This window comes from Solibacillus ferritrahens, from assembly GCF_037027585.1.
Classification (GTDB): domain Bacteria; phylum Bacillota; class Bacilli; order Bacillales_A; family Planococcaceae; genus Solibacillus; species Solibacillus ferritrahens.
On record NZ_JAXCLE010000002.1, the window covers coordinates 251,492 to 264,628 of the forward strand.

Genomic DNA, 13,137 nt, shown 5'->3' on the forward strand with positions numbered 1-13,137 from the left:
ATGAACTTCGCATCTTCAAATTCCATCCAAACAAATATGACACAACAAACGACAGCAAATCAGCCATTATCATTGAAACAAGACCAAATATTTCACGGGACAATTAAGCAGCTATATCCAAATCAAATGGCGGAAGTTCAAGTAGGAAATCAAAAGCTTATGGCTAAGCTTGAAGTGCCTTTAAAGTTAGGGGACGCACATTTCTTTCAAGTAACCGCAACGAATCCACAAACAGAGCTGAAAGTTGTAACAGGTCCCATGTCCCAATCTATGACAGCGGGACAGCAGTTGTCCCAATTATTAGAAACGATGAATTTACCCAAATCGAATGAAATGCAACAAGTACTCTCACATTTTATGAAGAATCAGATCCCACTTGCAAAAGAACAGTTGCTAGCTGCAGAAAGTTGGATGAAAGCCTTGCCTCCCGGAGTAGATAAAAATAATGCTCTACAAGCATTGCAGCGAATGGTTGAGTTAAAGATGCCATTTACGAATACAGTGTTCCAAGCGTTAACACAAGGAATAAAAACTGATGGATTATCTACCAATTTGGCAAATTTGGCTCAACTGTTGGCAAATCAACCAGGCGGAAATGAAACGATTAAATTAAATTTACGCCAACAAATCGAGCTGCTGGCAAAGCCGTTGAACAATGAAACAGGTGGCATACTACTTGCACGGGCAACACAAACACTAGTGGATAATGGTGCGCCCATTGCTTCCAAGCTTCAAGCACTGACAATCTTAAAGGAAGCGGGAATTTTACCGCAAAATGCAACTATACACAATTGGCAAAATATTAATCAACAGGCAAACCAACAAGCCATTAATCAATCTCCTGCATCACCGTTACTAAAGGAAGCAGGGCAAATGCTGCGACAGTTGGCGCAAACTGCCCCCGAGCATATAAAGCCGATGATGGATCAAGTAAAGGCTTGGATTAATAACGAAAATCTGTTGTCCCAAACACAAAAGCAGCAATTACAGCAGTTAATGACACGTTTTGAACAGATACCTGCGTCAAAACAGGGAATAGAAGCATTGACAAACCAAATACAGCAACACTTGACAAGTGGATACAGTGAAAGTATAACGTCAAAGTTATTTATACAAAATGACCAAGGAATTTCCGCAAAGGACCAGCTTCTTTCATTGATTAAGCCGGATTCTAATCTCCCGCTCGCTGATCAGCTTTTGCGAAATTTAGTGAAAGTTACGGCTGATAGTCCACAGCCAGTCATGCAAAGCACTCTTACTCAAGCTGAGGCACAAGTACAATCAGCTGTAGACAGCCGTGCAATGGAACAAGCAATAAAAACAGTTTTAAAAGGGCTGGGAGTTAGCTATGAGGCAATGCTTGCAAACAAGGCTGGTGATATACAAGTGATTGCACAGCAGCTTAAGCCGCAGCTATTAGCACTTCTTCAAGATGTTCAGACCCCCACTGTCTTAAAGGACACGGCTGAGATGGTAATGGCCAGACTGAATGGCATGCAGCTGTCTTCAGGAGAAAACGGGCATCAGCATCAGCTTGTAATGCAACTGCCATTGGACTTTTTCGGAAAGAAAATGGATGCAACACTTCAATGGAATGGCCGTATGAAGGAAGATGGTAAAATTGATGCCAATTTTGCGCGGATTATGTTTTATTTAAATATGGAATCGTTGCAACAAACCGTCATTGACATGCAAGTACAAAATCGGGTAGTAACGATTAATGTATATAATGATATTCCAAATCTGAATTCATTAGCTGAATCATTAAAAGCTACACTAAAGACGGGTTTACTTGACAAGGAATATACATTATCCGGTTTATTCATCAAACCTTTTGGAAATCAGGAAATAAAAACAACTGGCTCAAAGCTTTCAAAACAATCGGAAGAACAACAACAAGGTGGTGTGGATATTCGGGTATGAACGAAAAAAAATATGTGCGAAAAGAAGCAATTGCTCTATCATATGACTCTCAGAAAAGTAGTGGACCTACAGTTATCGCAAAAGGAAAAGGTAAAATTGCAGACAACATACTAGAGCAAGCCACCATGCATGATGTACCTATATATGAAGATCCAAACTTAGTAGAACTGCTCGGCCAATTGGATTTAAATACGTCCATACCAGAGGAACTGTACCAGGCTGTTGCTGAAGTATTTGCCTTTATTTATCACTTAGATGACAAGCACAAGCTAACCTTAAACAGCAAGAGAATAATGTGAAGTTTATCTTTTTAGGAGGATATATCTTTCGGGAAATCAGAAAATATATTTAGAGAGAATTTTTTGACATAAAATAAAGTAAAAATTGCTTGTGTGACAAATATAGACATTGTCTGAATTATTGTATAAAATAGATTATGTTAGTAGAATAATTTCCAAATGTCCGATGGGAGGATGTATCATGAATATCCATGAGTATCAAGGGAAAGAAATATTAAGGCAGTACGGCGTTGCGGTTCCAAAAGGGAGTGTCGCGTTTTCACCAGACGAAGCAGTAAAGGCTGCGAAAGAACTAGGTTCAAATGTAACAGTTGTAAAAGCACAAATCCATGCAGGTGGGCGCGGTAAAGCAGGGGGCGTAAAAATCGCGAAAAACTTAGATGAAGTTCGCTCTTACGCAAAGGAACTGCTAGGCAAAATTTTAGTGACACACCAAACAGGTCCAGACGGTAAAGAAGTAAAACGTCTTTATATAGAGGAAGGTTCGGACATTAAAAAAGAGTACTATTTAAGTTTAGTATTAGACCGTGCAACTTCTAGAGTAGTAATGATGGGTTCTGAAGAAGGCGGTATGGATATTGAGGAAGTAGCAGAATCAAATCCTGAAAAAATCTTCAAGGAAATCATTGATCCAGTGACAGGCTTAAATGCCTTCCAAGCGCGACGCATGGCGTTCAATATGAATATTCCGGCTAAATTAGTCAACAAAGCAGTAGGGTTGATGCTGGGCATTTATAAAGCATTTATCGATAAGGATGCATCGACAGTGGAAATTAACCCACTTGTAGTTACTGGGGATGATCAAGTAGTGGCGCTTGATGCAAAATTCAATTTTGATGCGAATTCACTCTATCGTCATAAAGATATTGTTGAATTACGTGACTTTGATGAAGAAGATGCAAAGGAAATTGAAGCATCTAAATATGACTTAAGCTATATTTCTTTAGATGGCAACATTGGCTGTATGGTAAATGGTGCAGGTCTTGCAATGGCAACGATGGATACGATTAGCTACTACGGCGGTTCACCCGCAAACTTCCTTGATGTTGGGGGCGGTGCAACAGCTGAAAAAGTAACAGAAGCATTTAAAATTATTTTATCAGACAAAAATGTAAAAGGTATTTTTGTCAACATTTTTGGTGGAATTATGAAGTGCGACATCATTGCAGAAGGTGTTATTACAGCTGCAAAAGAAGTAGGCTTAAAAGTTCCGTTAGTTGTGCGTTTAGAAGGAACGAACGTAGAACTTGGTAAAAAATTATTAAATGAATCCGGTTTAAATATTGTAGCCGCTGACTCTATGGCTGATGGCGCACAAAAAATCGTGGAATTAGTTGAATCTGAAGGCGGGGTTAAGTCATGAGCGTATTCATTAACAAAGACACAAAAGTAATCGTACAAGGGATTACAGGAGAAACAGCCCTTTTCCATACGAAACAAATGTTGGAATACGGAACAAAAATCGTTGCTGGGGTAACACCAGGTAAAGGCGGTCTTGAAATTGAGGGTGTTCCTGTATTCAATACTGTCCAGGAAGCTGTGGATGCTACTGGTGCAAACGTATCGGTAATTTATGTTCCGGCACCATTTGCAGCAGATGCAATTATTGAAGCGGTGGATGCTGGTTTGGATATGACTATTTGTATAACAGAGCATATTCCTGTCCTTGATATGGTAAAAGTTAAGCGTTATATGGAAGGCAAAAAAACGCGCTTAGTTGGACCAAACTGCCCTGGTGTTATTACTGCAGAAGAATGCAAGATTGGTATTATGCCAGGTTATATTCATACAAAAGGTCATGTTGGTGTTGTATCTAGATCTGGAACATTAACATATGAAGCAGTACATCAATTATCTCAAGCAGGTATTGGTCAAACAACAGCAGTAGGAATCGGTGGAGACCCAGTAAATGGTACAAATTTCATCGATTGTCTTAAAGCGTTCAATGAAGACCCTGAAACATATGCAGTAGTAATGATTGGGGAAATAGGCGGTACTGCGGAGGAAGAAGCTGCAGAATGGATTCAGGCTAACATGACGAAACCAGTAGTAGGCTTTATCGGCGGTCAAACAGCTCCTCCAGGTAAACGTATGGGTCACGCAGGTGCCATCATTTCCGGAGGTAAAGGAACAGCTGCTGAGAAAATTAAAGCAATGAATGCAGCGGGAATTGAAGTTGCCCCAACACCTTCCGTTATTGGTGAAACATTAATTAAAGTAATTAAAGAAAAAGGTCTATACGAAGTTTGTAAAACACATTAATATTAAAGATGTAGCGGACGCCTCGCTACATCTTTTTCGTATGTCTACCTCACTATTTTTAAAAGCGGTCATTTTAATTTCTTCTATTATAAAAGGAGTGTTGAAATGATGAATCTATTGAATGAACAACTATTAAAACTACACTATATCCTTCCTCTAACATGGCAAAAATTCCAAAATTTGATGACTATTTTAGATGATTTCGACAAAATATTACATTTTTCACCAAAAAATTTAGCAATACATTTAAATATTAAAGAAGAAAAAGCAATACAGCTTATTCGACATTACAAAGAACTATTGTCAAAATCGATGACGAAATATTATGAACAAGAAAATATTCACGCCATTCCCTATACAAGCCAATTTTATCCGCAACGCTTGAAACAACTATACGATGCACCAGCAGTTCTTTATGCAAAAGGGGATATACAATTATTAAATAAGTCAAAAATAATTGCGATCATTGGTTCCAGAGGTGCAACAAACTATAGTGAGGAAGTATTGAAAATGCTGATTCCTCCACTAATCGATGAACAATTTATCGTAGTCAGCGGTCTTGCTAAAGGAGCAGACCGACTTGCACATGAGGCAACAATTGGTTATGGTGGAAAGACAATTGGTGTATTAGGGCATGGGTTCTTCCATAATTATCCGAAAGAAAATATAGTACTAAGCAAGTATATGGCAAGCCAACATTTATTAGTAACAGAATACCCTCCCTATGTAGGAGTGCAGAAATGGCATTTTCCTGCACGTAACCGGATTATCAGCGGTCTAAGTGAAGCACTTATTGTCACAGAAGCAGCGCTTAAAAGCGGTACATTAATTACTACAGAGCTTGCACTTGAACAAGGAAAAGAAGTGTTTGCGGTGCCTGGGAATATATTCAGTGAGCAGTCGCGCGGGACAAATAAATTAATAAAAGAAGGGGCAATTCCGGTATGGAATGGCTTTCAAATCCTTCAGGAATTACAAATGTTTTCAAAATACCGTTGAAAAAAAGTTGCATTATTAGCCAATCTGTTATACATTTTGCAACAGGAAAGCTTTGAAAAACATTGACAAATTCATTTGATTGAATTTAAGAAAATAACAATACCTCTATAAGGAGGAAAACAGATGGCAGATTATTTAGTAATTGTAGAATCACCTGCAAAGGCAAAAACAATTGAACGATACTTAGGGAAAAAATATAAAGTAAAAGCGTCAATTGGACATGTTCGTGATTTACCACGCAGTCAAATGGGAATTGATACCGAAAATAATTATGAACCAAAATATATTACGATTCGAGGTAAAGGTCCGGTACTCCAGGATCTGAAATCAGCAGCAAAAAAGGTAAAAAAGATTTATCTCGCAGCCGATCCAGATCGTGAAGGGGAAGCAATTGCCTGGCATTTAGCCACTGCATTGAATGTAGATATTCATTCCGATTGCCGTGTCGTATTTAATGAAATCACGAAAGAAGCCATATTAGAAAGCTTCAAACACCCACGTCCGATTAATATGGATCTAGTTGATGCACAGCAAGCGCGTCGTATTCTAGATCGTCTAGTAGGTTATAATATTAGCCCGATTCTATGGAAAAAAGTGAAAAAAGGATTATCGGCAGGCCGTGTGCAATCGGTTTCATTGCGTTTAATTATCGATCGGGAAAATGAAATTAAAAGCTTTATACCAGAAGAATATTGGTCAATTGATGCTAGTTTCGAGAAAAGTAAAAAGCAATTTGATGCTTTCTACTACGGAGACGGTAAAGAAAAAATTAAGCTAACAAATGAAGCACAGGTGAAGGATGTTTTAAAACGTGTAAAAGGCTCTGACTTCGAAGTTATGAATGTTGTAAAGAAAGAACGTAAGCGCAATGCATCACCAGCCTTCACAACATCGTCACTGCAACAAGAAGCCGCGCGTAAATTAAACTTCCGTGCGAAAAAAACAATGATGCTTGCCCAACAACTTTATGAAGGGATAGAGCTAAGCAAAAAAGAAGGGGCAGTCGGATTAATTACGTATATGCGTACAGACTCTACACGAATTTCCGATACTGCCAAGTCGGAAGCAATGTCGTATATCGAAACAAAATACGGCAAAGATTTCATCGCTTTAGAGCAAAAGCAAGTGAAATCAAAGGCGAATGCACAAGATGCCCATGAAGCGATTCGACCAACGAGTGCGATGCGAACGCCAGAAGAATTAAAAACGATTTTAGGCCGTGACCAGCTTCGTCTGTACCGTTTAATTTGGGAACGTTTTATTGCTAGTCAAATGGCGCCAGCTGTCCTAGATACGGTAACAGTGGACCTTCAGAATAACGATGTATTATTCCGCGCAAATGGTTCTCAAGTAAAGTTTGCGGGGTTCATGAAACTTTATATTGAAGGAACAGATGATCAAGCAGAAGAAACGAATAAACTTCTGCCTGAAATGAATATTGGCGATAAAGTAAAGTCACTTGAAATCGAGCCGAAGCAACATTTCACACAACCACCACCGCGCTATTCGGAGGCACGTCTTGTGAAATCGTTAGAAGAGCTGGGTATAGGTCGACCATCAACATATGCGCCGACATTGGATACAATTCAAAAACGTGGTTATGTTCAACTGGATGCAAAACGTTTCGTACCTACGGAGCTTGGAGAAATTGTCCATCAGGCAACACTGGAGTTTTTCCCGGAAATCATTAACATAGAATTTACTGCACAAATGGAACAGAACCTGGATGAAATCGAAGAAGGCATTACACAATGGGTAAATGTAATCGATGAATTCTATAAAGATTTTGAACCACGTGTTAAACACGCAGATGAAGTGATGGAAAAAATCGAGATAAAAGATGAGCCGGCAGGGGAAGACTGTGAAAAGTGCGGCAATCCAATGGTATTTAAACTTGGACGTTACGGGAAATTTATGGCTTGTTCAAACTTCCCTGATTGCCGTAACACAAAAGCGATAGTCAAACCAATCGATGTAAAATGTCCAACATGCGACGATGGTGAAATTGTTGAGCGTAAATCCAAAACGAAGCGTATTTTCTACGGGTGCAATCGCTATCCGGAGTGCGACTTTGTATCATGGGATAAGCCGATTAGTAGACCTTGTCCGAAATGTAGTTCATTATTAGTAGAGAAGAAATTGAAAAAAGGTGTTCAAATTCAATGTACAAACAGTGAATGTGATTATGAAGAAACACCGTCACAATAAAATGAAGAGGTAACAAAAATGACACAACAAATAGTAAATGTAATTGGAGCAGGTTTAGCTGGTTCAGAAGCAGCTTGGCAAATTGCGAAGCGCGGTGTGAACGTACGTTTATATGAAATGCGCCCAGTAAAGCAAACACCTGCACATCACACAGATAAATTCGCTGAGCTTGTATGCTCAAACTCTTTACGTGCAAATGGCTTAACAAACGCTGTTGGTGTAATCAAAGAGGAAATGCGTAAATTGGATTCTGTTATTATAGCAGCAGCGGACAATAGTTCAGTACCTGCCGGTGGTGCCTTGGCTGTAGACCGACATGAGTTTGCGGGACATGTAACAGATAAAGTTAAAAATCATCCGCTAATTGAGGTTATCAATGAAGAAGTAACTGAAATTCCTGAAGGGATTACTGTTATTGCGACAGGACCATTAACTTCCGAAGCGTTAGCGAAGGAGATTCAAGGTCTTACTGGGGAAGAATATTTATACTTCTATGATGCAGCGGCACCTATCATCGAAAAAGATTCAATCAACATGGACAAAGTATACTTGAAATCACGCTATGACAAAGGTGAAGCAGCATATTTGAACTGTCCAATGACGAAAGAAGAGTTCAATGCATTCCGTGAAGCATTAATTACTGCAGAATGTGCACCACTAAAGGAATTCGAAAAAGAAAAGTATTTCGAAGGCTGTATGCCAATTGAAGTGATGGCTGCCCGTGGTGAAAAAACGATGACATTCGGTCCGATGAAGCCAGTAGGTTTAGAAGATCCTAAAACAAATAAACGCCCATATGCCGTTGTTCAATTGCGTCAAGATGATGCTGCAGGAACACTTTATAATTTGGTAGGTTTCCAAACACACCTAAAATGGCCGGAACAAAAGCGTGTATTCTCCATGATTCCGGGTTTAGAGAATTTAGAAATTGTAAGATACGGGGTAATGCACCGTAATACATTTATCAACTCACCAAAGGTATTAACGCAAACTTATCAATTAAAGGCTCGTCCAAATCTATTCTTTGCTGGTCAAATGACAGGTGTGGAAGGCTATGTAGAATCTGCAGGCAGTGGGTTAATTGCAGGAATCAACGCAGCTCGCATGGCGCTAGGTCAAGAGTTGCTGTACTTCCCGCACGAAACAGCTTTAGGTGCGATGGCTCGTTACATTACACATACAGATGCGAAAAACTTCCAACCAATGAACGTAAACTTCGGCATTTTCCCGGAGCTTGGCGAACGTATTAAATCAAAGCCGGAGCGAGCAGAACGCCATGCAAACCGCGCATTAGAATCAATTCAGAATTTTATTAATACTCAAGTAGTTTAATTGCGAAAAGCCCTTAAAGACTGATATACTTTAGGGGCTTTTACATTTATGCTATAAAATTCAGTGAAATATTGGGTAAACTAGAAAAATATTGTGATAATTATTGGAATTGCCGAATAAATACAAGAAAAGTGAATAATTCTAGCATATTTTACTTGAAAAGTTATCATGATAGGTATAGTGTCAATATGTATGTTTTTTTAGGAAATATTAAGTGTCCATACACATCATTTCTCTTTTGGAATAACTGGGGGTATACAGGATGGATGTAACATTGCAAAATCATTTAGAACAATTTATTCGCTACGTACAGTTGGAAAAGAACTTTTCTCTACATACTGTACGAGAATATCAATCTGATTTACATGAGTTCTTTGCATTTTTACATTCTGAAGGTGTACAAAAAATTACAGAAGTTGAATATATCCATGCACGTTTGTATGTAACAAAGCTTTATGATGAACAAAAAGCAAGAACTTCCATCTCAAGGAAAATCTCATCTATCCGTTCTTTTTTCCGGTTTTTAAATCGAGAACTGAATATTGATGATGCTCCGTTTCGTTCACTTTATCATCCGAAAAAGGAAGAGCGATTACCGAGCTTTTTTTATGAGGAAGAATTAAAACAACTATTCGAAAAAAATGAAGGCAATGAGCCTATCCAAATTCGTAATATCGCATTGTTGGAGATTCTATATGCTACCGGCATGCGTGTAAGTGAATGTGTAAGTTTAGAGCTTGCAGACATCGATTTTCATTACAGTATCGTCCGTGTCATGGGAAAAGGCCGTAAAGAGCGAATTATTCCCTTTGGACAGTATGCACATGAGGCACTTACTCGTTATATAGAGCAGGTCCGTCCATCTTTAATGAAAAAAGAAAACCATCAAAAAGTCTTTGTCAATATGCGAGGTGGCGAACTTACTACCCGTGGTGTGCGTTATATATTAAGTGAAATGATCGATAATGCAAGTATGCACACTAAAATTTATCCACATATGCTGCGCCACACATTTGCTACGCATTTATTAAATAATGGAGCGGATATGCGTACAGTTCAGGAATTACTTGGACACGCGAATTTATCTTCAACTCAGATTTATACTCATGTAACGAAAGAAGCTTTAAGAAAGACATATATGAATAGTCATCCGAGAGCATAAAGTTAAGGGGGAATGAAATATGGGTCAAATTCATGCGACAACGATATTCGCCATTCATCATAAAGGTGAATGTGCAATGGCAGGGGATGGTCAAGTTACATTAGGGAATGCAGTTGTAATGAAGCATACGGCACGTAAGGTCAGACGTCTGTTTAATGGGAAAGTTTTAGCGGGATTCGCAGGTTCTGTCGCAGATGCTTTTACATTATTTGAAATGTTTGAGGCGAAGCTCAATGAGTATAATGGGAATCTACAAAGGGCTTCAGTCGAAGTAGCAAAGCAATGGCGTGGAGATAAAATGCTACGACAGCTTGAAGCGATGCTGCTCGTCATGGACGAATCAACATTGCTGCTTGTATCAGGTACAGGTGAAGTTATTGAGCCGGATGATGGGATTTTAGCGATCGGCTCCGGAGGTAATTATGCTTTATCGGCTGGTCGAGCATTGAAGAAACATGCTGGAGATCATTTATCGGCAAAGGAAATCGCAGAAGCTGCATTAACGACTGCTGCGGATATTTGTGTGTTTACAAACCATAATATAATCTTGGAGGTATTATAATGACTTCGATCAATTTAACACCAAGACAAATTACGGAACATTTGAATCGACATATTGTTGGTCAGGAAACAGCCAAGCGCGCTGTGGCGATTGCATTACGCAACCGTTACCGCCGTTCATTGCTAAGTGAAGAATTAAAAACTGAAGTAATACCGAAAAATATATTAATGATTGGACCTACTGGTGTAGGGAAGACAGAAATTGCGCGTAGAATTGCTAAACTAACAAATGCCCCATTTATTAAAGTGGAAGCAACAAAGTTTACGGAAGTTGGATATGTAGGTCGTGATGTTGAATCAATGGTGCGTGACCTAGTAGAAGCGTCTCGGCGCCTTGTGAAAGACGAAATGGTTGAAGCAGTAAAGGAACAGGCTGAGCGCAATGCAAATGAAGTGCTAATAAAATTATTAGTCCCTTCAAAAGTAAAAGAAAAGCTGACGCAAAATCCATTTGAAATGCTCTTTGGACAAAAAGACACAGCACAAGAAGATGCTGCTCAACAAGAAGAGCCTGAGATTCGTACTAGACGTGCGCAAATTGCTCAGGATTTAAAAGACGGAAAATTAGAAGAACAGTGGGTAACGATAGAAGTGACGGAAAGTGCACCATCACTTTTTGATGCGATGCCCGGAATGAATATCGATAATGCGAATGGTATGCAGGATATGCTGTCTAATTTAATGCCGAAAAAAACAAAAAAACGTAAAGTCCAAGTAAAGGATGCACGCCGCATTTTAGTTCAGGAAGAAGCCAATAAACTAATCGATACAGATGCTTTATCCAGTGAAGCAATTAACCGTGCAGAGCAGTCCGGTATTATTTTTATTGACGAAATTGACAAAATTGCGAGTAAAGGTTCTTCATCTGCCGAAGTATCCCGTGAAGGGGTGCAACGTGATATATTACCGATTGTAGAGGGGTCAACTGTAACAACGAAATATGGAACTGTAAAAACCGATTACATGCTTTTTATAGCAGCAGGTGCGTTCCATATATCTAAGCCGAGCGATTTAATCCCAGAATTGCAAGGGCGATTCCCAATTCGTGTAGAACTTGAAAAATTAACGAAGGACGATTTTGTACGTATATTACAGGAGCCTGATCAATCGTTAATTTTACAATATAAAGCATTACTTGAAACGGAAGGCGTTACACTTGAATTTACAAAAGAAGCAATTGAACGTATTGCAGAAATTGCTACTGAAGTAAATCAGGAAACGGATAATATTGGTGCGCGTCGACTTCACACAATTTTAGAACGATTACTTGAAGAACTTTCTTATGAGGCTTCTGAAATTGCACCAGCACATATCGACATTACCCCGAACTATGTCGATCAAAAATTGTCGAATATAGTAAAAAACAAAGATTTATCACAATTTATTCTTTAATTATAAGTTGAATTAGTATCTTTAAATTGTAAAAACCTTTAGAATATTAAGTGAATTAAACAAGTCCTGTAGGAGGAAAATAGAAATGAATTTATTAACAAAAACACGAAAAATCAATTCGATGTTACAAGCATCTGCTGGGAAACCGGTTAACTTTAAAGAAATGGCAAATACTTTAGGTGATATAATCGAAAGTAACGTATTTATCGTAAGCCGTAAAGGGAAGTTACTTGGTATTTCCATTCACCAGCAAATCGAAAATGAGCGTATGAAAAAAATGTTTGAAGTGCGCCAATTCCCAGAAGCATATACACAAAACTTATTCAATATTACTGAAACATCTCCTAACTTGGATGTTAATAATGAACATACAGCATTCCCTGTTGAAAACAAAGACTTGTTTTCAAACGGATTAACTACTATTGTTCCTATTATTGGTGGCGGTGACCGTTTAGGAACGTTAATTTTAGCTCGCATTAGCGATCAGTTTGAAGATGATGATTTAATTCTTGCTGAATATGGCGCAACAGTAGTTGGTATGGAAATCTTACGCGAAAAGTCGGAAGAGATTGAAGAAGAAGCTCGTTCGAAGGCTGTCGTTCAAATGGCAATTAACTCGTTATCTTATTCTGAACTTGAAGCGATTGAGCATATTTTTGAAGAGCTTGATGGCAATGAAGGTTTGCTTGTAGCTTCTAAAATTGCAGACCGTGTAGGAATTACTCGCTCGGTTATCGTTAACGCTTTACGTAAGCTGGAATCCGCAGGTGTTATTGAATCGCGTTCGTTAGGGATGAAGGGAACATATATTAAAGTATTGAACGATAAATTCCTTACAGCTTTGGCAGAAATCAAAATGAAATAAATAATAAACAGACATGATGAGGTTTTTCTACCTTGTTGTGTCTTTTTTTTTGAGGGCGATTTGGGTACTTTTTACTGTTTATGTAAAACAAATGATAGTTATGGATTGGTTACTACAATAAAATAAATAATATT

General features: G+C 38.6%; 11 protein-coding genes. All 11 read left to right on the forward strand.

The window, feature by feature from the left end; genetic code table 11:
- Complete coding sequence (locus SNE38_RS03335; protein WP_336045850.1) at positions 1 to 1,923, forward strand: hypothetical protein; 1,923 nt, start codon at positions 1 to 3, stop codon at positions 1,921 to 1,923.
- Positions 1,920 to 2,222 carry an EscU/YscU/HrcU family type III secretion system export apparatus switch protein gene (locus SNE38_RS03340; protein WP_336045851.1) on the forward strand — a complete coding sequence of 101 codons (303 nt, stop codon included), beginning with the start codon at positions 1,920 to 1,922 and terminating at the stop codon, positions 2,220 to 2,222. Before SNE38_RS03335 ends, SNE38_RS03340 begins: the two co-directional genes overlap by 4 nt.
- Positions 2,223 to 2,403: 181 nt before the next feature.
- The gene (gene sucC, locus SNE38_RS03345; protein WP_191702366.1) at positions 2,404 to 3,585 is read left to right on the forward strand and encodes an ADP-forming succinate--CoA ligase subunit beta; all 1,182 of its coding nucleotides are present in this window, start codon (positions 2,404 to 2,406) and stop codon (positions 3,583 to 3,585) included.
- Entirely contained in the window at positions 3,582 to 4,484 is a 903-nt protein-coding gene (sucD, locus tag SNE38_RS03350; RefSeq protein ID WP_191702367.1) for a succinate--CoA ligase subunit alpha, read from the forward strand. The genes sucC and sucD overlap by 4 nt, the downstream gene beginning before the upstream one ends.
- A gap of 105 nt (positions 4,485 to 4,589) precedes the next feature.
- Positions 4,590 to 5,483: a DNA-processing protein DprA gene (dprA, locus tag SNE38_RS03355; protein ID WP_191702368.1), complete on the forward strand. Its 894-nt coding sequence runs from the start codon at positions 4,590 to 4,592 to the stop codon at positions 5,481 to 5,483.
- A gap of 123 nt (positions 5,484 to 5,606) precedes the next feature.
- Positions 5,607 to 7,691, forward strand: a complete 2,085-nt coding sequence (gene topA / locus SNE38_RS03360) for a type I DNA topoisomerase (protein ID WP_191702369.1) — start codon at positions 5,607 to 5,609, stop codon at positions 7,689 to 7,691.
- An 18-nt stretch (positions 7,692 to 7,709) separates the two neighbouring features.
- A complete protein-coding gene (gene trmFO / locus SNE38_RS03365) occupies positions 7,710 to 9,023 on the forward strand; it encodes an FADH(2)-oxidizing methylenetetrahydrofolate--tRNA-(uracil(54)-C(5))-methyltransferase TrmFO (RefSeq protein ID WP_191702370.1) in 1,314 nt (437 codons plus the stop codon).
- A 262-nt stretch (positions 9,024 to 9,285) separates the two neighbouring features.
- Positions 9,286 to 10,185, forward strand: coding sequence for a tyrosine recombinase XerC (gene xerC, locus SNE38_RS03370; protein WP_191702371.1), 900 nt, complete (start codon positions 9,286 to 9,288; stop codon positions 10,183 to 10,185).
- Positions 10,186 to 10,204: 19 nt separating this feature from the next.
- A complete protein-coding gene (hslV, locus tag SNE38_RS03375; protein ID WP_191702372.1) occupies positions 10,205 to 10,747 on the forward strand; it encodes an ATP-dependent protease subunit HslV in 543 nt (180 codons plus the stop codon).
- A complete protein-coding gene (hslU, locus tag SNE38_RS03380) occupies positions 10,747 to 12,138 on the forward strand; it encodes an ATP-dependent protease ATPase subunit HslU (protein ID WP_191702373.1) in 1,392 nt (463 codons plus the stop codon). Before hslV ends, hslU begins: the two co-directional genes overlap by 1 nt.
- 85 nt (positions 12,139 to 12,223) lie before the next feature.
- Positions 12,224 to 13,003: a GTP-sensing pleiotropic transcriptional regulator CodY gene (gene codY / locus SNE38_RS03385; RefSeq protein WP_191698416.1), complete on the forward strand. Its 780-nt coding sequence runs from the start codon at positions 12,224 to 12,226 to the stop codon at positions 13,001 to 13,003.
- Positions 13,004 to 13,137 lie beyond the last annotated feature (134 nt).